At 68.5% G+C, this 23,161-nt stretch carries 25 protein-coding genes; 9 read left to right on the forward strand and 16 right to left on the reverse strand.

Annotation, left to right across the window (positions count from 1 at the left end):
* Positions 1-89 precede the first annotated feature (89 nt).
* The 3 genes from rnr to ISP17_RS14520 are packed head-to-tail and all read left to right on the forward strand — an operon-like array spanning position 90 to position 3,720.
* Entirely contained in the window at positions 90-2,687 is a 2,598-nt protein-coding gene (gene rnr, locus ISP17_RS14510; RefSeq protein ID WP_404634914.1) for a ribonuclease R, read from the forward strand.
* On the forward strand, positions 2,684-3,430 hold the full coding sequence (gene rlmB / locus ISP17_RS14515; RefSeq protein ID WP_404634410.1) for a 23S rRNA (guanosine(2251)-2'-O)-methyltransferase RlmB: 747 nt from the start codon (positions 2,684-2,686) through the stop codon (positions 3,428-3,430). Before rnr ends, rlmB begins: the two co-directional genes overlap by 4 nt.
* Positions 3,427-3,720: a CBU_0592 family membrane protein gene (locus tag ISP17_RS14520; RefSeq protein ID WP_404634412.1), complete on the forward strand. Its 294-nt coding sequence runs from the start codon at positions 3,427-3,429 to the stop codon at positions 3,718-3,720. The genes rlmB and ISP17_RS14520 overlap by 4 nt, the downstream gene beginning before the upstream one ends.
* A gap of 78 nt (positions 3,721-3,798) precedes the next feature.
* Here the strand turns inward: ISP17_RS14520 and phoU are convergent, their stop codons facing one another.
* From phoU to rnt, 6 genes are all read right to left on the reverse strand, one after another.
* Positions 3,799-4,518, reverse strand: a complete 720-nt coding sequence (phoU, locus tag ISP17_RS14525; protein ID WP_404634414.1) for a phosphate signaling complex protein PhoU — start codon at positions 4,516-4,518, stop codon at positions 3,799-3,801.
* An 88-nt stretch (positions 4,519-4,606) separates the two neighbouring features.
* The gene (gene pstB / locus ISP17_RS14530; RefSeq protein ID WP_404634416.1) at positions 4,607-5,422 is read right to left on the reverse strand and encodes a phosphate ABC transporter ATP-binding protein PstB; all 816 of its coding nucleotides are present in this window, start codon (positions 5,420-5,422) and stop codon (positions 4,607-4,609) included.
* Entirely contained in the window at positions 5,415-6,281 is an 867-nt protein-coding gene (pstA, locus tag ISP17_RS14535; RefSeq protein ID WP_404634418.1) for a phosphate ABC transporter permease PstA, read from the reverse strand. The genes pstB and pstA overlap by 8 nt, the downstream gene beginning before the upstream one ends.
* Positions 6,281-7,300: a phosphate ABC transporter permease subunit PstC gene (gene pstC, locus ISP17_RS14540; RefSeq protein WP_404634420.1), complete on the reverse strand. Its 1,020-nt coding sequence runs from the start codon at positions 7,298-7,300 to the stop codon at positions 6,281-6,283. Before pstC ends, pstA begins: the two co-directional genes overlap by 1 nt.
* Before the next feature lie 150 nt (positions 7,301-7,450).
* Positions 7,451-8,470, reverse strand: coding sequence for a phosphate ABC transporter substrate-binding protein PstS (pstS, locus tag ISP17_RS14545; RefSeq protein WP_404634422.1), 1,020 nt, complete (start codon positions 8,468-8,470; stop codon positions 7,451-7,453).
* Positions 8,471-8,590: 120 nt separating this feature from the next.
* Positions 8,591-9,250 carry a ribonuclease T gene (gene rnt, locus ISP17_RS14550; RefSeq protein ID WP_404634424.1) on the reverse strand — a complete coding sequence of 220 codons (660 nt, stop codon included), beginning with the start codon at positions 9,248-9,250 and terminating at the stop codon, positions 8,591-8,593.
* Positions 9,251-9,455: 205 nt separating this feature from the next.
* Here rnt and ISP17_RS14555 point away from each other — a divergent pair, with 205 nt between their 5' ends.
* Entirely contained in the window at positions 9,456-10,721 is a 1,266-nt protein-coding gene (locus tag ISP17_RS14555; RefSeq protein ID WP_404634426.1) for a porin, read from the forward strand.
* A gap of 158 nt (positions 10,722-10,879) precedes the next feature.
* Here ISP17_RS14555 and nth read toward each other — a convergent pair whose 3' ends face one another.
* Positions 10,880-11,515 carry an endonuclease III gene (nth, locus tag ISP17_RS14560; RefSeq protein ID WP_404634428.1) on the reverse strand — a complete coding sequence of 212 codons (636 nt, stop codon included), beginning with the start codon at positions 11,513-11,515 and terminating at the stop codon, positions 10,880-10,882.
* Positions 11,512-12,135 (reverse strand): RnfABCDGE type electron transport complex subunit B, encoded by a 624-nt coding sequence (locus tag ISP17_RS14565; protein ID WP_404634430.1) that lies wholly within the window; start codon positions 12,133-12,135, stop codon positions 11,512-11,514. Before ISP17_RS14565 ends, nth begins: the two co-directional genes overlap by 4 nt.
* Before the next feature lie 69 nt (positions 12,136-12,204).
* On the opposite strand from ISP17_RS14565, the gene ISP17_RS14570 reads away from it, so the two are divergent.
* Positions 12,205-12,519, forward strand: coding sequence for a hypothetical protein (locus tag ISP17_RS14570; RefSeq protein ID WP_404634432.1), 315 nt, complete (start codon positions 12,205-12,207; stop codon positions 12,517-12,519).
* Positions 12,520-12,526: 7 nt separating this feature from the next.
* Here ISP17_RS14570 and metG read toward each other — a convergent pair whose 3' ends face one another.
* Together metG and ISP17_RS14580 are read right to left on the reverse strand one after the other, a co-directional pair.
* Positions 12,527-14,638 (reverse strand): methionine--tRNA ligase, encoded by a 2,112-nt coding sequence (metG, locus tag ISP17_RS14575; protein WP_404634434.1) that lies wholly within the window; start codon positions 14,636-14,638, stop codon positions 12,527-12,529.
* A 130-nt stretch (positions 14,639-14,768) separates the two neighbouring features.
* Positions 14,769-15,215 (reverse strand): DUF2147 domain-containing protein, encoded by a 447-nt coding sequence (locus tag ISP17_RS14580; RefSeq protein WP_404634436.1) that lies wholly within the window; start codon positions 15,213-15,215, stop codon positions 14,769-14,771.
* A 170-nt stretch (positions 15,216-15,385) separates the two neighbouring features.
* On the opposite strand from ISP17_RS14580, the gene apbC reads away from it, so the two are divergent.
* The 4 genes from apbC (at position 15,386) to ISP17_RS14600 (ending at position 18,252) form a co-directional block, all read left to right on the forward strand.
* Positions 15,386-16,480 carry an iron-sulfur cluster carrier protein ApbC gene (gene apbC, locus ISP17_RS14585; RefSeq protein ID WP_404634438.1) on the forward strand — a complete coding sequence of 365 codons (1,095 nt, stop codon included), beginning with the start codon at positions 15,386-15,388 and terminating at the stop codon, positions 16,478-16,480.
* Positions 16,477-17,025 carry an NADPH-dependent FMN reductase gene (locus ISP17_RS14590; protein ID WP_404634440.1) on the forward strand — a complete coding sequence of 183 codons (549 nt, stop codon included), beginning with the start codon at positions 16,477-16,479 and terminating at the stop codon, positions 17,023-17,025. The genes apbC and ISP17_RS14590 overlap by 4 nt, the downstream gene beginning before the upstream one ends.
* A gap of 80 nt (positions 17,026-17,105) precedes the next feature.
* Positions 17,106-17,672 (forward strand): dCTP deaminase, encoded by a 567-nt coding sequence (gene dcd, locus ISP17_RS14595; protein ID WP_404634442.1) that lies wholly within the window; start codon positions 17,106-17,108, stop codon positions 17,670-17,672.
* A gap of 82 nt (positions 17,673-17,754) precedes the next feature.
* On the forward strand, positions 17,755-18,252 hold the full coding sequence (locus ISP17_RS14600) for a hypothetical protein (protein ID WP_404634444.1): 498 nt from the start codon (positions 17,755-17,757) through the stop codon (positions 18,250-18,252).
* Between the two features lie 108 nt (positions 18,253-18,360).
* Here the strand turns inward: ISP17_RS14600 and pcp are convergent, their stop codons facing one another.
* From pcp to pxpB, 6 genes are read right to left on the reverse strand one after another with little or no spacing between them, the layout of a single operon-like run.
* Positions 18,361-19,017: a pyroglutamyl-peptidase I gene (gene pcp, locus ISP17_RS14605; RefSeq protein ID WP_404634446.1), complete on the reverse strand. Its 657-nt coding sequence runs from the start codon at positions 19,015-19,017 to the stop codon at positions 18,361-18,363.
* 20 nt (positions 19,018-19,037) lie between these two features.
* Complete coding sequence (locus tag ISP17_RS14610; RefSeq protein ID WP_404634448.1) at positions 19,038-20,006, reverse strand: 5-oxoproline transporter, DUF979 family subunit; 969 nt, start codon at positions 20,004-20,006, stop codon at positions 19,038-19,040.
* A 2-nt stretch (positions 20,007-20,008) separates the two neighbouring features.
* A complete protein-coding gene (locus ISP17_RS14615; RefSeq protein WP_404634450.1) occupies positions 20,009-20,692 on the reverse strand; it encodes a DUF969 domain-containing protein in 684 nt (227 codons plus the stop codon).
* A gap of 22 nt (positions 20,693-20,714) precedes the next feature.
* Positions 20,715-21,479 (reverse strand): LamB/YcsF family protein, encoded by a 765-nt coding sequence (locus tag ISP17_RS14620; RefSeq protein WP_404634452.1) that lies wholly within the window; start codon positions 21,477-21,479, stop codon positions 20,715-20,717.
* A gap of 1 nt (position 21,480) precedes the next feature.
* Complete coding sequence (locus ISP17_RS14625) at positions 21,481-22,455, reverse strand: 5-oxoprolinase subunit C family protein (protein ID WP_404634454.1); 975 nt, start codon at positions 22,453-22,455, stop codon at positions 21,481-21,483.
* Positions 22,452-23,156, reverse strand: a complete 705-nt coding sequence (gene pxpB, locus ISP17_RS14630) for a 5-oxoprolinase subunit PxpB (protein WP_404634456.1) — start codon at positions 23,154-23,156, stop codon at positions 22,452-22,454. The genes ISP17_RS14625 and pxpB overlap by 4 nt, the downstream gene beginning before the upstream one ends.
* Between the last annotated feature and the right edge of the window lie 5 nt (positions 23,157-23,161).

The raw sequence follows: 23,161 nt of genomic DNA on the forward strand, positions 1-23,161 counted from the left end.
CGTCGCACCCGCAGGACGAGTCGGCATCCAAGACCGGCGTGCGCAAGCCGCGCTCCAACGGCGGCGCGCCGCGCAAGGGCTCCGGCTCGATCCGTGACCCGCAGGCCGAGCGCGAGGCGCAGCGCTACGAGCGCCCGATCCCCAGCCGCGAGGCGATCCTCGCCCTGCTGGAGGACCGCGGCGAATGGCTCAGCGAGGCGCGCATCGCCGAAGCGCTGAAGCTCGACGACGAGACCGACCTGCTGGCCATGCACAAGCGCCTCGGCGCGATGGTGCGCGACGGCCAGCTGCTGCAGGGCCGGCGCGGCGACTACGCCCCGGCGCAGAAGCTGGACCTGATTCCGGGCGCGGTGATCGCCAACGTCGAGGGCTACGGTTTCCTGCGCCCGGACGAGGGCGGCGACGATCTCTATCTCTCTCCGCAGCAGATGCGCACCGTGATGCACGGCGACCGCGTGCTGGCCAGCGTGGTCGGACTCGACCGCCGCGGCCGCCGCCAGGGCGCCATCGTCGAGGTGCTGCAGCGGCGTTCGCCGCGGCTGGTGGGGCGTGTGGTGGTGGAGAACGGCGTCACCGTGGTGGCGCCGGACGACCGCCGCCTGCACCAGGACATCCTGATTCCGCCCGGCCAGGAGCAGGGCGTCACCACCGGCCAGATCGTGGTGGTGGAAATCACCGATCCGCCCAGCCAGCACCGCGGTCCGCTGGGTGCGATCCGCGCCGTGCTCGGCGAACGCCTGCAGCCCTCGCTGCTGGTGGAGATGGCGATCGCCAGCTACGACCTGCCCAGCGAGTGGCCGGATGCCGTGCTGCGCGACGCCGCCCAGGTGGAGCCGCAGGTCACCGCGGCCGAGCGCGAGGGCCGGGTGGACCTGCGCCAGCTGCCGCTGGTCACCATCGACGGCGCCGACGCGCGCGACTTCGACGACGCCGTGTATGCCGAACCGCGCCGCGGTGGCGGCTGGCGGCTGATCGTGGCGATCGCCGACGTTTCGCACTACGTGCGGGTCGGCGGCGCGCTGGACAAGGAAGCGGTGGAGCGCAGCACGTCCACCTATTTCCCCGGCTTCGTGGTGCCGATGCTGCCGGAGACGCTGTCCAACGGCATCTGCTCGCTCAACCCGAAGGTGGAGCGGCTGTGCATGGTGTGCGACATGCAGATCGATGCCAGCGGTGAGGTGACCAAGTCGAAGTTCTACGACGCGGTGATGCTCTCGCACGCACGCCTCACCTACGACAAGGTGTGGCAGGTGGTGGGTCTCAACGATCCCGATGCGCGCCAGGAAGTGTCCGACGTGCTGCCGCAGCTGGAGAACCTGCACGCGCTGTACAAGGCGATGGCGCAGCAGCGCCAGCGCCGCGGCGCGATCGACTTCGAGACACCGGAGGTGAAGTTCCGCCTCGACCAGCGCGGCGAAGTGGAGTCGATGGGCGCCACCGAGCGCAACGACGCGCACAAGCTGATCGAGGAATGCATGATCGCGGCCAACGTGCAGGCCGCGCTGTTCCTGGAAAAGAAGAAGATCCCGGCGCTGTTCCGCGCGCACGAGCCGCCGCCGGCGGAGAAGTACGAGGACCTGCAGCAGTTCCTGCGCGAGTTCAAGCTGAGCATGCCGCCGATCGCCGAAGTCACCCCGGCCGACTTCTCCGAGGTACTGCGGATGGTGCGCGAGCGCCCCGAGCGGGAGCTGATCCAGTCGGTGCTGCTGCGCGCGCAGAGCATGGCGGCTTACCAGCCGGACAACCGGGGTCACTTCGGCCTGGCGCTGAGCGCCTACGCGCACTTCACCTCGCCGATCCGCCGCTATCCCGACCTGCTGGTGCATCGCGCGATCCGCTATGCGCTGACCGGCGGCAAGCCGGAGAAGTACAGCTATACGCCCATCGAGATGGGCTCGCTCGCCGTGCACTGCTCGCAGCGCGAGCGTCGGGCGGAAGAGGCCGAGCGCGATGTCGACGAGCGCTTCAAGTGCGCGTGGATGAGCAAGCACGTGGGCAGCGAGTTCGACGGCGTGGTCACCGGTGTGACCTCGTTCGGGCTGTTCGTCGAGCTGGACGATTCGAAGGTATCCGGTCTGGTGCACATCAGTCAGCTGGCCAACGACTATTACCACTTCGACCCGCAGCGCAAGCTGCTCAAGGGCGAGAAGTCCGGCGAGCAGTTCCGCCTGGGCGACCATGTGCGCGTGCAGGTGTTGCGCGCCAGCCTGGAGGATCGCAAGATCGACTTCCGGATGGTGCCGCAGAAGAAGAAGGGCGTGCCGCCGCCGCGCACCGCCAAGGCCTACGACTATTCGGCCAGCGGTGAGCGCTACTCGCTGCCCAAGGCGGCCAAGCCGGTGGTGAAGGCGGAGAAGGCACCGGGCATGTTCGGCCGTGCGGCCAAGGCGATCGGTCGGGCGTTCGGTCGCCGCGATGCGGAGCTGCCGGTGGCCGCGCCGGCGAGCGATAATCCGCCGCCACGTTCGCACGCGCCGGCGTCGGCGCCGGCCGCGGAGTCCGCGTCGCGCAAGCGTCGTGGTCCGTCGCCACAGGAAGCGCGTAGTCAGGGCGCGCCGCGCAAGGGCGGTTCCGGCAAGTCGTCTTCGGGCGGGCACCGCGCCGAGGGCGGCAAGGCGGCACCGGCGCCGTCCGGCGGCGGTCGCCGGCGTGGCGGTCGTTCCTCGAAACCCAAAGGCAAGTCATGAGTGAGAGCTGGATCGTCGGGATCAACCCGGTCGAAGGTGCGCTGAGCAACGACGCCGAGCGCGTGCGCGAGGTGCTGGTGGAGCAGGGCCAGCGCAATGCGCGCGTGCAGGCGCTGGCTGAGCAGGCCAAGGCGCTGAAGATTCCGGTGCACCATCGCCCGCGCGAGCAGCTGGACAAGCTGGCCGGCGAAGCGCGGCACCAGGGCGTGGTCGCCCTGTACGAGCCGCCGCCGATGGCGCACGAGGGCGATCTCGCCAAGTTGATGGAGCGTGATGGCGCGCAGACGCTGGTGCTGGTACTCGACGGCGTGACCGATCCGCACAACCTCGGCGCCTGCCTGCGCAGCGCGGCGGCGGCGGGCGTGACGGCGGTGATCGTGCCGAAGGATCGCGCGGTGGGCCTGACTCCGGTGGTGCGTCGGGCTTCGGCCGGTGGTGCCGATCGCGTGCCGCTGATTGCGGTGACCAACCTGGCCCGCACCCTGCGCGAGCTGAAGGACGCCGGCGTGTGGATCACCGGCCTGGCCGGCGATACCGACACGTCGATCTACAGCGTGGACTTCAAGGGTCCGGTGGCGCTGGTGCTGGGCAGCGAAGGCGAGGGCATGCGAAGGCTCACGCGCGAGCTGTGCGATTTCGTGGCGAAGATCCCGATGCCGGGCACGATGGAGAGCCTCAACGTCTCCGTCGCCACCGGCGTGGTGCTGTTCGAGGCGTTGCGACAGCGGAGTGCGAAGCGATGACGTTCTTCTGGTACGACTGGGCCGGTTATCTCGGCGTGGCGCTGGTGCTGCTGGCCTATTTTCTCCTGCAGGCGCACAGGCTGCAGGGGCATGGGCTGGTCTACCAGCTGATGAACGTGCTGGGCGCGATCGGCGTGATCCTCTCGCTGAGCTTCAGCGCCGGGCCGATCAACTGGCCGGCGTTCCTGATGCAGGTGGCGTGGATCGTGATCGGCGTGTACGGCATGGTGCGCGGCGCCGCACGCCGACGCGAGGCGCGCGAGCGCGGCCGCGGCGCCCCGTCGGCTTAGCCGCACTACCGGTTGCCGCGAAGCAGAACGCCCGCCGATACCCATCGGCGGGCGTTTTCTTTGGCACGCAAAGCCGACTTATTCGCCGAGCTTGCCCAGCTCCGGGCTGGAGGTGAAGTCGCGCTTGGTGCGCTGCTTGTCCAGCGGCTCGCCGTGCACCTGGAACCACACGTTCTCGGCGATGTTGGTGGCGTGGTCGCCGATGCGCTCGATGTTCTTGGCCATGAACAGCAGGTGCGTGCACGGCGTGATGTTGCGCGGGTCTTCCATCATGTAGGTGAGCAGCTGGCGGAAGAAGCCGGTATAGGCCTCGTCCAGCTCGGCGTCGCTCTTCCACACCTGGTAGGCGCGCTCGGCGTCCTGGTCACGGTAGGCCACCAGCACCTCGCGCACCTCGGCGGCGGCCAGCTTGGCCAGGTAGCCCAGGCCCTTGGTCGGCGCCACCGGCGCCACCATCGACAGCGGGATCGAGCGCTTGGCGACGTTGGCCGCGTAGTCGCCGATGCGCTCGATGTCGGCGGCGATACGCAGCGCGGCGAACACGTTGCGCAGGTCGCCGGCCATCGGCGCGCGCAGGGCCAGCAGGCGCACCACGTCGTGGCTGATCTCCTGCTCCAGCTGGTCGATCGCGTCGTCGTTGGCGACCACGCGCTGGGCGGCGCGCTCGTCGCGACGGTCGACCACGTCGATCGCCGCCTCCAGCTGGGTCACCGACAGCTCGCCCATGCGCACGATTTCGCCGGTCAGCCGGGTCAGTTCGCTGTCGTAGCTCTTGATGATGTGTTCGCTGCCGCTCATGGGTCGCTCTCAGTCGTGATTGGGGGCAGAGGTCTCGTGAGCCCTCACCCAGTCCTCTCCCCGGCGGGGAGAGGGAGTCACTGCATCGTCAGCCGAAGCGGCCGGTGATGTAGTCCTCGGTCTGCTTCTTGCCGGGCTTGGTGAAGATCCGCTCGGTGCCGTCGTATTCGATCAGCTCGCCCATGTACATGAAGGCGGTCTGGTCCGAGCAGCGCGCCGCCTGCTGCATGTTGTGCGTCACGATGACGATGGTGAACTGGCTCTTCAGCTCTTCCACCAGCTGTTCGATGCGGCCGGTGGCGATCGGGTCCAGTGCCGAGGTCGGCTCGTCGAGCAGCAGCACTTCGGGCCTGAGCGCAATGGCGCGGGCGATGCACAGACGCTGCTGCTGACCGCCGGACAGGCCCAGTGCGTTCTGCTTGAGCTTGTCCTTCACCTCGTCCCACAGCGCGGCGTCGCGCAGCGCCTTCTCCACCCGCACGTCCATGTCGGCACGCGAGAGCTTCTCGTGGTGGCGGATGCCGTAGGCGACGTTCTCGAAGATCGTCATCGGGAACGGCACCGGCTTCTGGAACACCATGCCGACCTTGCTGCGCAGGCGATTCATCGAATAACCCGGGGCGAGTACGTTCTCGCCGTCCAGGATCACCTCGCCGCGCGCTTCCAGCTTCGGGTAGATCGCGTAGATGCGGTTGAAGATGCGCAGCAGCGTGGACTTGCCGCAGCCGGACGGACCGATGATGGCGGTGACCTTCTTCTCCGGGATCGCCATGCTGATGCCTTTCAGCGCATGGAAGCCGTTGTAGTAGAAGTGCAGGTCGTTGACCTGGATCTTGGTCGGCACGTCCGGAGCCTGGCTGGCCGATGGCTGCGGATGAAGGCCGGCGGCGGCGGACTCAGTCATGGGACACCTTGTTGCGGGAAAGGACCAGGCGGGAGGCGAGGCTCAGCAGGAGGACGAACATCGTCACCACGAACGCGCCGGCCCAGGCCAGCGCGTGCATGGCGTCGCCGGGATCGTTGGCGTACTGGTAGATGATCTGCGGCAGGCTGGCCATCTTGTTCATCGGATTGACCACCATGAAGTTGTTGCCGAACGCGGTGAACAGCAGCGGGGCGGTCTCGCCGCTGATGCGCGCCAGGGCCAGCAGCACGCCGGTGATGATGCCCGAGCGGGCGGCGCGGATCAGGATCTGCAACGTCAGCTTCCACTGCGGCACACCGAGCGACAGCGCGGCCTCGCGCAAGGTGGAGGGCACCAGGCGCAGCATCTCGTCGGTGGTGCGCACGATCACCGGCAGGGCGATCAGCGCCAGCGCCACGCCGCCGGCGAAGCCGGAGAAGGTGGTGTTGCCATGGGTCAGTGCCGTGCTCGGCAGCACCACGATGGTGTAGACGAACAGGCCCATCACGATCGACGGTGCCGACAGCAGGATGTCGTTGAGGAAGCGGATCGTCTCCCCCAGCTTGGTGCGGTTGGCGTACTCGGCCAGCCAGGTGCCCGCCAGCACCCCGATCGGCGTGGCGATGGCGATGCCGATCAGGTCGATGATCAGGCTGCCGACCATCGCGTTGGACAGGCCGCCGTCGGCGCCGTAGGCGGTGATCTTGGTGAACAGGTGAAGGTTCAGCGCGCTGATGCCCTGGCGCAGGGTTTCCCACAGGATCCAGGCAAGGAAGCCCAGCCCGATCAGGGTGGCCAGCACGCTGAGCGACAGCGCGATCCAGTTGGTGAGGCGGCGGCGCAGATACAGTGCGCTCATCAGATGCCCTCCCGCTTCTTGAGCTGGCGCAGCATGAGGCGCGCGATCAGCAACACGATGAAGGTCACCACGAACAGCAGGAAGGCCAGCGCCATCAGGGTGGATTTCTGCAGCCCCACCGCCTCGCTGAACTGGTTGGCAATGGTGGAGGCGATCGACGCGCCCGGATCCAGCAGCGAGGGCGACAGCTCCATCGCGTTGCCGAGCACGAAGGTGACCGCCATCGTCTCGCCGAGCGCGCGGCCGAGCCCGAGAAAGATGCCGCCGATCACCGCCGAGCGGGTGTAAGGCAGCACGATGTCCCACGACACCTCCCAGGTGCTCGAGCCCAGCGCATAGGCCGATTCCTTGAGGCGGGTGGGCACCGTCTGAAACACCTCGCGCATCACCGAGGAGATGAACGGGATGATCATGATCGCCAGCACGATGCCGGCGGTCAGCACGCTGGCGCCAAACGGATAGCTGGAAGCGAACAGCTTGCCGATGAACGGCACGTGCGAAGCCACCCACGACACCTTGCCGTCATCCGGGCTGTCGCCCAGGTAGCTGGTGAGGAAGGGCTTGATGTGCTCGCTGAAGAACGGCGCAAAGATGAAGAGGCCCCACATGCCGTAGATGATCGACGGAATGCCGGCCAGCAATTCGATGGCGGATGACACCGGGGTACGCAGCCACGGCGGCGCCACTTCGGACAGATACAGCGCGATGCCGAAACTGATCGGCACGGCGATGATCAAGGCGATCAGCGAGGTGGCGATGGTGCCGTAGACGGGCACCAGCGCGCCGTAGACATCGTTGCTGGGATCCCATGCGGTGCTGGTCAGGAAACCCCAGCCGAACGTGCCGAAAGCTTGCCTGCCGCCCCACAGCGTGGCACCGGCGGCGCCCAGCAGCGAGGCCAGCACGAGCAGCGCACAGGCCATGAGCAGCCAGCGAAAGTAGCGGTCGTGGCGCGCATCTCGGCGGCTGCGCGGGTCCTCGGCATCGCGGATCGCCAGGGCGTCGGGCGGGCTGGACATGGGGTGGCTGGTCCTTTCGGGTGCAGGCGCGAAGCATACCGGCGCCTTCAATGGAAAGCCGCCCCTGGAACACCGGGGCGGCTGATCGGTCGGCGTCCTGCCGGATGTGGCGGTGCGTTCGCACCGCCACCGATCGGGTGAATCGCGATCTTACTTCTGGAAGTCCGACGCCCAGTAGGCCTCGATCTGCTTGACCAGCGAGTCCGGCAGCGGCACGTAGTCGAGCGAGGCAGCCTGGGGCTGGCCGTTCTCGTAGGACCACTTGAAGAAGTCGAACGCCACCTTGGTATGCTCGGCATTCTTCGGCTTCTTGTACATGATCGCCCAGGTGGTGGCGGTGATCGGCCACGCGGTCTGGCCCGGCGCGTTGGTCATGATCAGGTTGAAGTCCTTGGCGCTGGCCCAGTCGGCGGTGGCAGCGGCGGCGGCGAAGGCATCGGCGTTCGGCTTGATGACGTTGCCGGCGGCGTTCTTCATGTCCACCCAGCTGATCTTGTTCTTGACCGCATAGGCGTACTCGACGTAGCCGATCGAGCCCTTGATCTGGCGCACGTACTGCGACACGCCCTCGTTGCCCTTGCCACCCACGCCGGTCGGCCAATCCACGGCCGTGCCGAACTTCACCTTGGCCGCCCAGTCCGGGCTGACCTTGCTCAGGAAGTTGGTGAAGTTGTAGGTGGTGCCCGAGCCGTCCGAGCGGTGCACGACGGTGATCTTGCCGGCCGGGATGCTCACGCCGGCGTTGAGCGCGGCGATCTTCGGGTCATTCCAGTTGGTGATCTTGCCCATGAAGATGTCGGCCAGCGTGGCGCCGTCGAGCTTGATCTGGTCAGCCTGGATGCCGCCGATGTTGACCACCGGCACGATGCCGCCCACGACCAGCGGGAACTGACCCAGGCCGAACTTCTTGAGGTCTTCCGAGCTCAGCGGAGCGTCGGAGGCGCCGAAGTCGATGGTGCCGGCCTTGATCTGCGCGATGCCCGCGCCCGAACCGACCGACTGGTAATTCAGCTGGTTGCCGGTCTTCTCGGCATAGGCGGCGGACCACTTGGTCAGCACCGGGTAGACGAAGCTGGAGCCGGCGCCGGTGATGTCGGTGGCCTGGGCGGCCATGCTCATCAGCGAGGCCGCGGCGATCACGGCAATGCGGGATTTGGTTGAGGTCAACACGGTAGCTCCTTGAGGAGGAAAGTCACGGGACGAGGCCCGTCCTTCCCCCATTACAGGGGTGGTGTGTTGCAATGAAATGAGATGAATGTTGCAGCCGTGTGACAAACCGTCATCCAGGCGTCACAACACGCCCAGGCCGATGTGCTCACGCTCGAAGGTTTCCAGCCTGCGCCAGCGATTGACGATGCCGCAGAACAGTTCGGCCGTGCGTTCGGCGTCGTAGACGGCCGAGTGCGCCTCGCGCGAGTCGAAGCTGCTGCCGGAGGCCAGCACGGCCTTGCTCAATACCGTCTGCCCATAGGCCAGGCCGCTTAGCGTGGCGGTATCGAAGCAGCTGAAGGGGTGGAACGGATTGCGCTTGTGCCCCGTGCGACGCACCGCGGCGTTGAGGAACCCCAGGTCGAAGGCGGCGTTGTGCCCCACCAGCACGGCACGCTGGCAATGATGGTGGCGCATGGCCAGGCGCACCTCGTTGAAGACGTGGTCCAGGGCGATCCGTTCGCTGAGCGCCCCGCGCAGAGGGTTGTCCGGGTCGATGCCGGTGATCTCCAGTGCGCGCGGATCGAGGTTGGCGCCGGGGAAGGGTTCGACATGGGCCGACACCGCCGGCTGCGGATGCAGGTAGCCCTCGCTGTCCATGCTGAGGGTGACCGCGGCGACCTCCAGCAGGGCGTCGCGCTCGGCATCGAAGCCGCCGGTTTCCACGTCCACGACCACGGGTAGAAAGCCGCGGAAGCGGTCGGCCATGCGGCTGGCCAGGCTCTTGTTGAGGTCATCCATCCGCAAAGCATATCAGTGCCGCCGGCGCCGACCGGTGGCGAGGCTGCGTGGGAAAGTGACAGATCGAGGCGGCTGACTTTGTTTTGTCACATTTCGTCAACATGACTGCAAAGGGAAGCCTGCAAACTTTTAACGTCCTGCTTCGCCGACCACGATTCAAAGGGGCGCGGTCGAGGTGGCGTTATCCATCCAGCGGAGATTTCCCATGCGTTCCAAGTTGCTTGTGGTAGCGATTGCTGCCGGTCTCGGGTTCAGCACCTTCGTCTCGGCGGCCCCGGCCACCAAGACCACCAAAGCGTCGACCACCTCGGCCACCACCAATGCCGAAATCGAGATGCTGAAGGCCCAGCTGGCCGCCATGCAGTCCAAGATCGATGAGCTGGAGCAGCGCACCGACGCCCAGTCCGACATCAACGTCAGCACCGGCCAGGCGATCGAGAAGGTGCAGGCGTCCGCCACCAACGACAAGACGCTGGCCAAGCTCGAGAAGCTGGTCAACAACACGACGATCGGCGGCAAGATGTACGTCGACTTCACCAACATCGACCAGAAGAACAGCGACACCGGCAAGACCGCTGCCTCCGGTACCGGTCTGGACGTGAAGCGCTTCTACCTCAGCGTCACGCACAACTTCGACGACATCTGGTCGGCCAACCTGACCACCGACTTCAATTATGTCGGCAGCGATGGCGAGACCAACCTGTTCGTGAAGAAGGCCTACGTGCAGGGCAAGTTCGATCAGGCCGCCGTGCTGCGCCTGGGTTCGGCCGACATGCCCTGGATCCCGTTCGTCGAGAACTACTACGGCTTCCGTTACGTCGAGAATACCCTGACCGATCGCCTGAAGTACGCCAACTCGGCCGACTGGGGTATCCATCTGGGCGGTGACATCGGCGAGAGCAAGTCGGTCAATTACGCCGTGTCCGTGGTCAACGGCAACGGTTACAAGAATCCGAGCCGCTCCAAGGGCGTGGACGTGGAAGGCCGCGTCGGCTTCGTGCCGTTCGAGAACACGATCGTCGCAGTGGGCGGCTACTCCGGCAAGCTCGGCAAGGACGTGCAGGGCGTGCCTTCGACCAACACCGCCACCCGTGGCGACGTGCTGATCGCCTATGCCAGCAAGCAGTTCCGCGTCGGCGCCGAATACTTCACCGCCAAGAACTGGAACAACGTGCTGACGCCGTTCACCGACAAGGCTGACGGTTACTCGGTGTGGGGCAGCGTGGCAGTGGCTGACGGCGTGAACCTGTTCGCCCGTTACGACAACGCCAAGCTGAGCAAGGACCGCGACCACGACGCGAAGGACTCCTACTACAACGCCGGCGTCGAGTTCCAGATCACCAAGGGCTTCAAGCTCGCCGGCGTGTGGAAGCACGAGAAGGCCGACAAGACCGTCGGTACCCCGGTTCCGCCGCACGTGCAGAACGTGAAGACGAACGAGATCGGCGTGTTCGGCGAAGTGGCGTTCTAAAACTGTCACACGCCTCCGGCAAGATGCCGGAGGCGTGGTACCGATTATCGGAAGGGAGTTCGACCCAGGGACGGAAAACGGCGGGCAGCAGCCCGCCGTTTGCTTTTGTGCCAAGCCAAACACGTACCCCACTACATCGCTTTTCCGCCGGCGGTGGTTCAGCCCGGGGTCTTGTCCTTGTAGCGGCACAGGTCGCGGATCACGCAGTTCGGGCAATCCGGCTTGCGCGCCTTGCACACGTAGCGCCCGTGCAGGATCAGCCAGTGGTGGGCGTCGAGCTTGAACTCCGGTGGCACCACCTTTTCAAGCTTCGCCTCCACCGCGCGCACGTCCTTGCCGGGGGCCAGGCCGGTGCGGTTGGAGACGCGGAAGATGTGCGTGTCCACCGCGATGGTCGGCTCGCCGAAGGCGGTGTTGAGCACCACGTTGGCCGTCTTGCGGCCCACCCCGGGCAGCGCTTCCAGCGCCTCGCGTTCGCGCGGCACCTCGCCGCCGTGCTGCTCGATCAGCAACTGGCACAGCGCGATGACGTTCTTCGCCTTGGCGTTGAACAGCCCGATGGTGCTGATGTAGCCCTTCAGCCCGTCCTCGCCCAGCGCGAGGATCGCCGCGGGCGTGTTGGCCACCGGGTAGAGCCGGCGCGTGGCCTTGTTCACGCCGACGTCGGTGGCCTGGGCGGAGAGCACCACGGCCACCAGCAGCTCGAACGGCGTGGTGTAGGCCAGCTCGGTGGTGGGCTTGGGGTTCAGCTCGCGCAGGCGGGTGAACATCTCCACGACATCGGCGCGCTTCATTCGGGGGTTCCCTGTTTTTTCGCCCTGGCCCGAGCCAGCGCGGCCAGCACGGGGTTGCTCGGGGTGGCTGCGGCATCCACCGCCGCCTTGCGCGCGGCGAGCTCCGCCTCGTGGGCCGCACGCTCGCGCGCCAGCCGGGCCTCGCGACGCTGGAAATGCAACCGCGCCGCCGCGGCGCGGTCGGCGTCCTCCGCCCAGGCCAGCGGCATCGGTTCGAGCACGATGCAATCCACCGGGCAGGCCGGCACGCACAGTTCGCAGCCGGTGCAGTCGTCGATCAGCACGGTGTGCATCAATTTGGCCGCGCCGACGATGGCATCGACCGGGCAGGCCTGGATGCACTTGGTGCAGCCGATGCAGTCTGCCTCGACGATGCGTGCCAGCGTGCGCGGCTTCTCCACGCCGTGGGCGGGATCGAGCGCAAGTGCCGGCTGATCGAGCAATGCGGCGAGTTTCGCGATGCCGGCCGCGCCACCGGGCGGGCAGCGGTTGATCGGGGCTTCGCCGCGCGCGATCGCCTCGGCGTAAGGGCGGCAGCCGTGGAAGCCGCACTGCTCGCACTGGGTCTGCGGCAGGAGCGCGTCGATGCGGGTGGCCAGAGTGTCGATCGGTTCGCTCATGCGTGGTGGGCGGTCGGGGCGATAATCGCCGATCCGATACTGCCGTATTCCCGCTTCCGGAGTCTGCTCATGAAAGTCTTCCCGCTGAAACGCGCGCCGCTGACCGTCGCTTCGCTGCTGCTGGCCGCCGCCATCGGTGCGGTCGGTTCGGTCGCGCTGGGCCACGTGGGTCCGGCGCGTGCCGACACCGCGCCGGCCGGAGCACCCCAGAGCGTCACCGTCTTCATCGACGCCCACTTCGGCATGCGCAAGGACCACCTGGCCGGCCAGCTCACCAGGTCGCATGCCGACTTCGCGGCGCGCGGCTACCGGTACGTGGACATGGCGCCGTACAACGAGAACGGCGACCTGGTCGGCGTGTTCGTTACCTACAGCCGCCGTTGAACGGGCTTCAGCGCACCGTGGCGCCGGGCCTGGCGCCGGCGTCGGCGTCGAGCAGGAACAGGTCGCTGCCGCCGTCGCCGGCCGAGAGGATCATCCCCTCGCTCAGGCCGAAGCGCATCTTGCGCGGCGCCAGGTTGGCGATGAACACCACGTTGCGGCCCACCAGTTTTTCCGGCTCGCCGTAGGCGGCGCGGATGCCGGAGAAGATCTGCCGCGTGCCCAGCGCGCCGGCGTCCAGCTCGAAGCGCAGCAGCTTGTCAGAACCGTCGACGAATTCGCACGTGATCACCTTGCCCACGCGCAGGTCGAGCTTGGCGAAATCGTCGATACCGATGGTGGCGGCCGTTGCGGCGGCAGTGTCGGCGGAAGCGGGGGCGGGCGTGGCGTCGGTCATGGCTTTCTTCGCTTGCTTGGGTTTTTCGATGGGAGCGGGCGCACCGGCGGGAGCGCCGAGCGACTCCTTCGAGGCCTCGACCATGGCTTCGATCTGCTTCGGATCGAGGCGGCCGAGCAGCGGCTCGAAGGGCGCGATGATGTGGTTGTGCAGCGGTGCGCGGGCGCTGTCGAAATCGATGATCGGCGCAGCCAGGAACTGCTCGGCCGCCGCCACGGTGGCCGGCAGGATTGGCTTGAGCAGGCCGCCCAGCAGGCGGAACGCGGCGATCGCGAACGAGCACACATGGTGCAGCTCGACGCGGCGCGACTCGTCTTTGGCCAGCGTCCACGGCGCGGTGGCGGCGATGTGGCCGTTGACCAGGTCGGCCATCAGTACGAAGCGGCGGGTGACCTCGGCGAACTGGCCCTGGTCGTAGAGTTCGGCGAGGCCGTCGTAGTGCTCCTGCAGCCGGTTCCACAGCGCGGTTTCGGTGGCGCCAAAACGCTCGGCGAGCCGACCCTCGAAGAACTTGTGCACGAAGCCCGCGGTGCGGCTGGCGATGTTCACCCACTTGCCGACCAGGTGCGAGTTGACTCGCTCCTCGAATGCCTTCAGGTCGAGGTCCACGTCCACCGGTGCGTCGTCGAGCATGGTGGCGAAGTAGTAGCGCAGGCACTCCGGGTTCAGCCCGGCGTCGAGATACGTGCGCGCCTGGATGAAGGTGCCGCGCGACTTGGACATCTTCGCGCCGTTGACGGTGAGGTAGCCGTTGACGTGCAGCGCGGTGGGCGTGCGGAAGCCGGCGCCGTGCAGCATCGCCGGCCAGAACAGGCCGTGGAAGTTGATGATGTCCTTGCCGATGAAATGGTGCATCTCGGCGGTGCTGCCGGGCGCGAGGAAGTCGTCGAAGCTCAGCCCCGTCCTGTCGCACAGCGCCTTGAAGCTGGCCAGGTAACCCACCGGCGCGTCCAGCCACACGTAGAAGAACTTGCCCGGCGCGTCGGGAATCGGGAAGCCGAAGTACGGCGCGTCGCGCGAGATGTCCCAGTCCTTCAGGCCGCCGTCCAGCCACTCGCGCAGCTTGGCCGCCACGCCGCTGTTGGCCACCGGCTGGCCGTTCGAGTACTTGCCGGCGAACCAGTCGCGCAGCAGGCCCTCGAACTTGGACAGCTGGAAGAAGTAGTGCTCCGAGTCGCGCAGCACCGGCGTGGCGCCGGACATCACCGAGTACGGGTTGATCAGGTCGGTCGGCGCGTAGGTGGCGCCGCAGTTCTCGCAGTTGTCGCCGTACTGGTCGGGCGTCTTGCACACCGGGCAGGTGCCCTTGATGTAGCGATCCGGCAGGAACATCTGCTTGTCCGGATCGAACAGCTGCTGGATGTCGCGCCGCGCGATGGCGCCGCCGTCGCGCAGGCGCGTGTAGATCAGCGTCGCCAGCTCGCGGTTCTCGTCCGAATGGGTGCTGTGGTAGTGGTCGAATGCCACGCCGAAGGCCGCGAAGTCGGCCTCATGACCGGCGCGGATGCCGTCGATGTAGACCTCCGGTGCCAGCCCGGCTTTCTCGGCCGCCAGCATGATCGGCGTGCCGTGCGCGTCGTCGGCGCAGACGTAGGCCACCTCGTTCCCGGCCATGCGCTGCGCCCGCACCCAGATGTCGGCCTGGATGTAGCCCAGCAGGTGGCCCATGTGCAGCGCGCCGTTGGCGTAGGGCAGGGCGTTCGTGACGAGGAGGCGACGGCTCATGGCAGCTTGCTTGGCGAAGTGACCGCGCATTATGGCATGGACGTCCAAATCGCCCCGGCCCTGCATGCCGCGTCGGCGCAACAAAAAAGCCCGCCGAGAGGCGGGCTTTCGGGGGAGCGCGAAGCGCCGGTTACGGCTGGCGTTCCCACACCTGCGAGCGGCCGAGCAGGGCGAAGCCGATGTAGCCGTGCACGTCGAGCTTCTGGCCACCGTCCATCAACGTGAGCTTGACCTTGTATTCCTTGCCGTTCTTCGGGTCGAGGATCTTGCCGCCGTCCCACACGTCGTCGTCCTTGGTGACGCCCCACATGATGGTCATGCCCTCGACGGGCTGGTTCTTGCGCGCGCCGTCGCACTTCTTGCAGATCGGGTTCGGGCCCTCGTCGGAATTCAGCACCTTGACCACCTTGGCCTGCAGCTCGCCGTTGTTCTCGGTGATCTCGACGATGGACTTGGGCTGGTGGGTCTTGTCGTCGATGGTCTTCCAGGTGCCGACCGGCGTGTCGGTGGCGGCGAAGGCGGAGCCGGCGATCAGCAACAGGCCGGTGGCGAGGGTGAAGCGGGACAGCAGTGTCATGGTGATCCTCCCGTACGAAAGCGTATGGGGCGAGCGTGCCGAGGCCCCCGGGGCGGGTCAAGCTGCATTGCGCAAGACCCTGATCGGCGGCATCCGGCCTGATCTGGCGCAGCCGGGCACGCGATCGAGGCTGGCATAATCGCGGGTCTCTCCACCCAAGACATGCCCCCATGACGCAGGCGAATGAAGCCCTGGTGCGCCGCATCCTCGGCGAACTGACCGACCCCCACACCGGCGCGTCGCTGGTCGACGCCGTGCGCGCCATCGGCGTGGACGGCGACCGCGTATCGGTCGACCTTCAGCTTGGCTACCCGGCGGCCACGGCGCACGAGGCGCTGGCTGCGCGGGTGCGCGACGCGCTGCAGGCCGAGCCGGGCATCGCGGCGGCGACGGTCTCCGTCACCAGTCGCGTGCAGGTGCACAAGGTACAGGGGCAGCTGGCGCCGCTGCCGAACGTGAAGAACATCATCGTGGTCGCCTCGGGCAAGGGCGGCGTGGGCAAGTCCACCGTGTCGGTGAACCTCGCGCTGGCGCTGGCGGCCGAAGGCGCGAAGGTCGGCATTCTGGATGCCGACATCTACGGCCCCAGCCAGCCGCGCATGCTGGGCATCAGCGGCAAGCCGCAGTCGCCGGACGGCAAGAGCATCATCCCGATGCAGGCGCACGGCCTGCAGGCGATGTCGATCGGCTTCCTGGTCGACGAGGAGACGCCGATGATCTGGCGCGGCCCGATGGTCACCCAGGCGATGATGCAGCTGCTCAACGACTCGCGCTGGGACGCGCTGGACTACCTCGTGGTGGACCTGCCGCCCGGTACCGGCGACATCCAGCTCACGCTGTCGCAGAAGGTGCCGGTGGCCGGCGCGGTGATCGTCACCACGCCGCAGGACATCGCCCTGCTCGATGCGCGCAAGGCGCTGAAGATGTTCGAGAAGGTCGAGGTGCCGGTGCTCGGCGTGGTGGAGAACATGGCCACCCACGTGTGCTCGAACTGCGGCCACGAGGAGCACATCTTCGGCGAGGGCGGCGGCCAGCGCATGGCCGACCAGTACGGCGTGGCCTACCTCGGCTCGCTGCCGCTGGACATCCGCATCCGCGAGCAGGCCGACGGCGGCAACCCGACCGTGGTGGCGATGCCCGAGTCCGATCTCGCCGCACGCTACCGCGAGATCGCCCGCAACGCGGCGGGACGGCTGTCGCGCCAGCCGCGCAACAAGTCGCTGGGCCTGGGCAAGATCGTGGTGCAGGGCGCGCCGGCGGCATGACGGTGCTCCCGCGTCGCCGGGTGCTGTGCCTGTCCGGCAGCCTGCGGCGCGTCTCGGCCAACACGGCGGTGCTGGAGGCGGCGCGTGTGCTCGCGCCGCCGTCGCTGGAGCTGGTTCTGCATGACGGCCTGGCGGCGCTGCCGTGGTTCAACCCCGACGACGAACGCGATCCGCTGCCTGCCCCCGTCGCGGCCCTGCGCGAGGCGGTCGGCACCTGCGATGCGCTGCTGATTGCCTGTCCGGAATACGCCCACGGCGTGCCGGGCGCTTTCAAGAACGCGCTGGACTGGCTGGTCGGTGGACTGGAATTTCCGGGCAAGCCGGTGGCGCTGATCAACGCCTCGGGGCGCGGCTCGCATCACGCGCAGGACGCCCTCGTCGAGATCCTGCGCACCATGTCGGCCACCGTGCTGGACGACGTCTCCGGTACGGTGCCGCTGCCGGGCGTCGGCTGCGAGCCGGCGTGGATCCTCGGTCAACCGGCCCTGCGCGAGGCGCTGTCCGCGCTGCTGGCGCGGCTGGACCGGGCGCTGGCGCAAGCCTGAGCGGTCGTCCCCGTGCTATTTTTTCGTACTTGGCGGCGGCCGACGTTGGCTGCACCGACCCTTTGACGACCGGAGCGCGCGTGAGCATCAAACCCGACAAGTGGATCCGCCGGATGGCCGAGCAGCACGGCATGATCGAGCCGTTCGAGCCGGGCCAGGTGAAAGTGCGCGACCACCAGAAGCTGATCTCCTACGGCACCTCCAGCTACGGCTACGACGTGCGCTGCGCGCGCGAGTTCAAGATATTCACCAACATCAACTCCACCATCGTCGACCCGAAGGCGTTCGACCCGACCAGTTTCGTCGACGTCGAGGCGGACGTGTGCATCATTCCGCCCAACTCGTTCGCCCTGGCGCGCACGGTGGAATATTTTCGCATCCCGCGCTCGGTGCTCACCGTGTGCCTGGGCAAGAGCACCTACGCGCGCTGCGGCATCATCGTCAACGTGACCCCGCTGGAGCCCGAGTGGGAAGGTCACGTGACGCTGGAGTTCTCCAACACCACGCCGCTGCCGGCGCGCATCTACGCCAACGAGGGCGTGGCGCAGATGCTGTTCTTCGAATCGGACGAAGAGTGCGAGACCAGCTACAAGGATCGCGGCGGCAAGTACCAGGGCCAGCAGGGCGTGACCCTGCCGCGCACCTGAACGCACGCTCCTTCGCCCCCGACGCCACCGCCCGCCGGCGCTACACTCGAGCGCTGTCACGAATGCCCTGCAGGAGATCCGCATGATCCGTCTTTCCACCCTCGCCGGCCGCCTGGTTGCCGGCACCGTGCTGGCCAGCGCGCTCGTCCTCACCGGCTGCCATCGCGGCGACGTCAAGACGGAAGTGGCGGCGATCCAGGCGAAGCAGCATTTCGACACGGTGATCCAGGCGTACAAGAGCGGCCAGTTCCTGGTCGACGGCGCCGTGCTCAGCGCGATCGACACCGGCAGCCACTTCGCCTACCTCAAGGACGCCGGGAAGCTGCCCAAGACCATCCTGCTAACCCCCAGCGACGACTCCAAGGTGCGCAAGCAGCATCTCGAGTACATGGCGCGCATCGCGCTCGATTACGGCGTGCTCGTGTACTACGACGACAAGGGTGAGCTGAAGCAGATCAACCCGCAGGAAACCAAGGCGCGCGCCCTCGAGGACTACCACGCTCCGCTCAAGATGAACGACGAGCAGAAGAGCAAGAGCGCGGCCGGCAGCAGCATCGAGGATCAGTCGCGCGGCTACTGATCGACCGCGGCCGTCGTCCGGCACGATCGTCTGGGGGGAGTCTGAACAACCTGCTTTTCGCCCGGCATCCCCGCTTGCGCTGGGATGACGGGCAAAGTCAGGCATTCCCTAGCTGATCGTGCCCGCGGCAGCGCGGATGTCCGCATCGGTGGACGCAACCACGCGCAGGGCGATCGCCAGCCCTTGCGTCACGTCCTCCAGCGCCATGCTCGGCGCATGGACATGCCGCACCGCCTGGTCGGGCAGGAACGGAATGTGGATGAAGCCGCTGCGCACGCCGCGCAGGCGCGCCGTGAAATGCGCCATGGCGTAGGCGACGTGGTTGCATACGTAGGTGCCGGCGGTATTGGAGATTTCCGCGGGCAGGCCCGCCGCGTGCAGGGCGGCCAGCATCGCCTTGATCGGCAGGTTCGAGAAATACGCCGCGGGGCCGTCCGCCACCACCGGCACGTCGATCGGCTGCGCGCCCGCGTTGTCGGAGATGCGGGCGTCGGCCACGTTGATCGCCACACGCTCGATCGACAGCCGGCTGCGCCCGCCGGCCTGTCCCACCCCCAGCACGATGGCCGGGCGCACTTCGCGCAGCGCGGCCTTCAGCACCACGAGCGAGCGGGCGAATTCGGTGGGCAGCTGGCGCGCCACCACCCGATGCCCGGCGAGGCGCCGGCCGTGCAGGGCGCGTACCGCCTCCCACGAGGGGTTGATGGTCTCGCCGCCGAACGGATCGAAGCCGGTCAGCAGGATGCGTGGAAGCGTCGATGCCATGTGCGCGTCGCCTGTGAGGACTATCGGAAAACCAGCAGGGCCATCAGCGCCAGGTTGGCCGCCAGCAGTACCAGCGCGGTCCACACCTGTGCGTGGATCACTCCGTAGGGCGAGCGCAGCTCCAGCAGCGCAGCCGGCACCAGGTTGAAGTTCGCGGCCATCGGTGTCAGCAGCGTGCCGCAGTAGCCGCACAGCATGCCCATGGCGCCGAGAATGGCCGGGTTGGCGCCGTGCTGTACCACCAGCAGCGGCAGGCCGATGCCGGCCGTCATCACCGGGAACGCGGCGAACGCATTGCCCATGATCACGGTGAACACCACCATGCCCAGCGCGTAGGCCAGCAGGCAGACCAGCGCGCTCCCGGTGGGCAGCCACGCCGTGGTGAGATGTGCGATGGCGTCGCCCACGCCGCTGCGCGTGAACACCTGGCCCAGCGCCGCCAGCAGCAGCGGCAGCAGCGCCGCCCAGCCGATCGTGTCCAGCAGCCGGCGCCCCTCCACCAGCCCGCGCACCGGCGAACTGCGGGTGACCCACGCGGCGGCGAACAGCGACAGCAGGCAGGCCAGCGCGAGCCCGGTGAGGGTCATCCGGTCCGCGGCAAACAGGCGATGGCCGTGCCAGGCCAGGTGGTCGCCCAGCAGCGCGACGAGCAGCGTCACGCCGGGGATCACCAGCGCCGGCACGAACAGGCGGTGGCCCAGCCGCACCGCCGAGGCCAGCCGCTGCGCGGACGAGTGTTCCTCGGTCACGCCGCCGCTGCGCAGGCGCGGCGCGATCAGCGCCAGCGCGATCACCGCGACGCCCGCCACCTGCGCCGGCAGCGCGTGGCCGGCCGCACTGGCGCGCAGCACCGCGTCGCCACCGGCGAACAGCACGCCCAGGATGAGCCAGAACACGGCGCGCCAGCCATGGCCTTCGCGCAGGTTGCGCCAGCCGGTGTAGAGCAGGAACAGCGCCATCAGCCACTGCGCGTGGGCGATCTGCAGCATCGTCAGCGCCCCGCCGCCCGCGCCCGTCGCGCCATCTGCCGCTGATGCCAGACGATGCGCACGCTGTGGATCGCGAACGCGGCCACCGCGGTGGGAATCGACCACACCGCGATCGACACTGGGGTGAGCTCGATGCCGTGCTGCGCGAAGAAGCTCTGGATCAGCAGCACCCCGCCCAGCGCGATGAACACGTCCTCGCCGAAAAACAGCCCCACGTTGTCGGTGGCCGCGGCGAGCGCGCGCAGCCGGTCGCGCTCCTCCTCGGAGAGCTGCGGATCGATGCGCTCGGCGGCGGCCTCGGTCATCGGCACCAGCAGCGGACGCACGGTCTGCGCCGGGCCGGCCACGCCCTGCAGTCCGATCATCGACAGCAGCTGGCGCCCCAGCAGGTAGCCGATCAGCAGGCGCGCCAGGGTGAGGCCGCGCAGCTGCGCCATCCAGCGCCGCGTATGTTCGCGCAGGCCGGCGCGTTCGAGCAGGCCGATCGCCGACAGCGGGAGGATGATGATCAGCAGGATCCGGCTGGAGGCAAAGCTGGTGCCCAGCAGGGCCAGCAGGTCGGGCATCGCCATGCCCGACAGCAGGCCGCTGGTCAGCGCTGCGGCGACCACCACCAGCACCGGGTTGAAGCGCAGCACGAAGCCCAGCGCGATCACCGCGACGCCGAGCAGGGGCCAGTAGTTCATCGTGGACGTTCCCGCTTCGTGCTCATGCTGCCGCGGGCGCAGCGATGCGCAGGCCGGCTGCTTCCAGCGCGGCGCGCAGCCGGCGCGCGAAGTCCACCGCGTGTGCGCCGTCGCCGTGCAGGCACAGCGTGTCGGCCTTTAGCGCCACGCGCTGGCCGTCCACGGCGGTCACCTCGCCGCGCTGCGCCATGCGCAGGGCCTGCGCGGTGGCAGCGTCGGCGTCGTCGATCACCGCGTCGGGCTCGCGCCGCGGCTGCAGCGAGCCGTCGGCGCGGTAGCGGCGGTCGGCGAAGGCTTCGGAGACCACCTTGAGCCCGACGGCGCGACCGGCGTCCAGCAGCGCCGAACCGGCGAGGCCGAACAGCGCCAGCGCCGGATCGAACGCCCGCACGGCATCGGCGATCGCCTCGGCCAGCGCGCGGTCGCGCGCAGCCATGTTGTATAGCGCGCCGTGCGGCTTGACGTGGGCGACGGCGGTGCCCGCGGCGCGGGCGAAGGCGTGCAGTGCGCCGAGCTGGTACAGCGTCATGGCGTGTACCTCGGCGGGCGTCACCGCCATCTCGCGGCGACCGAAGCCCTGCAGATCGGGCAGCGACACGTGCGCGCCGATCGCCACGCCGCGCTCCGCGGCCAGCACCACCGTGTGCTGCATGATCGCCGGATCGCCGGCGTGGAAGCCGCAGGCGACGTTGGCCGAACTCACCAGGGCCAGCAGCGCGGCGTCCTCGCCCATGCGCCACGCGCCGAACGATTCGCCGAGGTCGCAGTTGAGGTCGATGCGGTTCACGTCAGCGGGACTCCCCTCGGTCGATCACGCGCTGCACCAGCCGGTGCAGCTGCTGCTCGCGTTCGTGCTGGCGGGCCAGCGCCTGCTCCAGCGAAACGGCCTCGAAGCATACGGCATCGCCGGGCCGGCGCTGGGCCATACGCGGCAGGTCCGCCGCCGCCACCTGGCCGATGCGCGGATAGCCGCCGGTCACCGGCGCCTCGGCCATCAGCACGATCGGCCGGCCGGACGGCGGCAGCTGCACGGTGCCCGGCAGCACGGCGGCGGAGATCAGTTCCAGCGGCGCGCGCAGGTGCAGCGCCGGGCCATCGAGCCGGCTGCCGGTGCGGTTGCTCGATGCGCTCAGCCGGAACCGCGCGCCGTGCAGCTGGCGGCGGGCGTCGTCATCCAGTGCGTCGACGTGGCTGCCGGGGAGGAGGGCGATCGGCGTCATGGCGAAGTCGAACCACGGCTGCGGGTCCACGCCCCAGCGGCGCACGGTCACCGCACGGACGGGCGCGAGATCGGGCGTCGCACCGATGGGCAGCACGTCGCCTGCACGCAATGCGCGTCCACCCAGCGGCCCGATGCCCGCGTGCAGGTCTTCGCTGCGGCTGCCGAGCACCGGCTCGGTGGCGATGCCGCCGCGCAGCGCCAGGTAGCTGCGGCAGCCCTGCCGCATGCCACCCAGGCGCAGCGTGCTGCCGGCGGGTGCGTCCACGGCGGTCCATGGCGGCAGGGCGATGTCGTCGAGGCGGGCGTCGATGGGCGCGCCGGTGAGCGCGAGCCGGGTGGCGCGCTCGATCACCAGCACTGGACCGCGCAAGGTGATTTCCAGTACCGCCTCGTCGCCGGCGTTGCCGACCAGCGCGTTGCCGAGCCGCCAGGCCGGCCGGTCCATCACGCCGGCGCGGCCCAGGCCGAGCGCGGCATGGCCGGGGCGGCCGCCGTCCTGCACGGTGGTGAGCAGGCCCGCCTGCAGCACCCGCAGGCTCACGCGTCGCGCCCCTGCAGTTCGTCGAAACGCGCCGTGTCGATGGCCTCGAAGCGCACCCGGTCGCCGGGCTGCAGCCGCGACGGCGGCGTGGCGCGCATGTCGAACATCCTCAGCGGCGTGCGGCCGATCAGCTGCCAGCCGCCGGGCAGGGCTTCGGGATAGATGCCGGTCTGCATGCCCCCGATCGCCACGCTGCCGGCCGGCACCCGCGCACGCGGATCGGCGCGTCGCGGCACCGCCAGCCGCGGATCAAGCCCCAGCAGATAGGGAAAGCCCGGCGCGAAGCCCAGCATCGCCACGCGATAGCGACCGGCCGCATGACGCGCGATCACCTCGGCCTCGCCCAGCCCGGCGTGCCGCGACACCGCGTCGAGATCCGGCCCGTACGTGCCGCCGTAGAGCACCGGGATCACCACCTCCCGCGAGGGCGCGTGCGCGACGTCGCTTGATGCCAGCACCTCGGCCGCGGCTGCGCGCACCCGCGCATGCGGGGTGTCGCCTGCTTCGCCACGCCACGCCGCCGGTTCAAAGCGCAGCAGCAGGCTGGCGTAGGCGGGCACGCATTCGAGCGACGGCAGATGCCGCGCGATCGCCGCCGCGGCCGCCAGCACGCGGGCGCTGGTCGCCTCGTCGATGGCGTCGCCGAAGTGCAGCAGCAGCGCGTCCTCGGCCAGCGCCTCGTCGCGGAGCGGTGCGATCACGATAC

Source organism: Dyella ginsengisoli, assembly GCF_044904665.1.
GTDB lineage: Bacteria > Pseudomonadota > Gammaproteobacteria > Xanthomonadales > Rhodanobacteraceae > Dyella_A > Dyella_A ginsengisoli.

Coding starts and splice junctions, on each gene's coding strand:
- pstB (WP_404634416.1), bottom strand. CDS start 5,422: ATGACTGAGTCCGCCGCCGCCGGCCTTCATCCGCAGCCATCGGCCAGC.
- ISP17_RS14590 (WP_404634440.1), top strand. CDS start 16,477: ATGACGGTGCTCCCGCGTCGCCGGGTGCTGTGCCTGTCCGGCAGCCTG.
- ISP17_RS14580 (WP_404634436.1), bottom strand. CDS start 15,215: ATGACACTGCTGTCCCGCTTCACCCTCGCCACCGGCCTGTTGCTGATC.
- rlmB (WP_404634410.1), top strand. CDS start 2,684: ATGAGTGAGAGCTGGATCGTCGGGATCAACCCGGTCGAAGGTGCGCTG.
- rnt (WP_404634424.1), bottom strand. CDS start 9,250: ATGGATGACCTCAACAAGAGCCTGGCCAGCCGCATGGCCGACCGCTTC.
- pstC (WP_404634420.1), bottom strand. CDS start 7,300: ATGTCCAGCCCGCCCGACGCCCTGGCGATCCGCGATGCCGAGGACCCG.
- ISP17_RS14600 (WP_404634444.1), top strand. CDS start 17,755: ATGATCCGTCTTTCCACCCTCGCCGGCCGCCTGGTTGCCGGCACCGTG.
- ISP17_RS14520 (WP_404634412.1), top strand. CDS start 3,427: ATGACGTTCTTCTGGTACGACTGGGCCGGTTATCTCGGCGTGGCGCTG.
- pstA (WP_404634418.1), bottom strand. CDS start 6,281: ATGAGCGCACTGTATCTGCGCCGCCGCCTCACCAACTGGATCGCGCTG.
- nth (WP_404634428.1), bottom strand. CDS start 11,515: ATGAAGCGCGCCGATGTCGTGGAGATGTTCACCCGCCTGCGCGAGCTG.
- apbC (WP_404634438.1), top strand. CDS start 15,386: ATGACGCAGGCGAATGAAGCCCTGGTGCGCCGCATCCTCGGCGAACTG.
- ISP17_RS14610 (WP_404634448.1), bottom strand. CDS start 20,006: ATGCTGCAGATCGCCCACGCGCAGTGGCTGATGGCGCTGTTCCTGCTC.
- metG (WP_404634434.1), bottom strand. CDS start 14,638: ATGAGCCGTCGCCTCCTCGTCACGAACGCCCTGCCCTACGCCAACGGC.
- phoU (WP_404634414.1), bottom strand. CDS start 4,518: ATGAGCGGCAGCGAACACATCATCAAGAGCTACGACAGCGAACTGACC.
- ISP17_RS14615 (WP_404634450.1), bottom strand. CDS start 20,692: ATGAACTACTGGCCCCTGCTCGGCGTCGCGGTGATCGCGCTGGGCTTC.
- ISP17_RS14555 (WP_404634426.1), top strand. CDS start 9,456: ATGCGTTCCAAGTTGCTTGTGGTAGCGATTGCTGCCGGTCTCGGGTTC.
- ISP17_RS14565 (WP_404634430.1), bottom strand. CDS start 12,135: ATGAGCGAACCGATCGACACTCTGGCCACCCGCATCGACGCGCTCCTG.
- pcp (WP_404634446.1), bottom strand. CDS start 19,017: ATGGCATCGACGCTTCCACGCATCCTGCTGACCGGCTTCGATCCGTTC.
- ISP17_RS14570 (WP_404634432.1), top strand. CDS start 12,205: ATGAAAGTCTTCCCGCTGAAACGCGCGCCGCTGACCGTCGCTTCGCTG.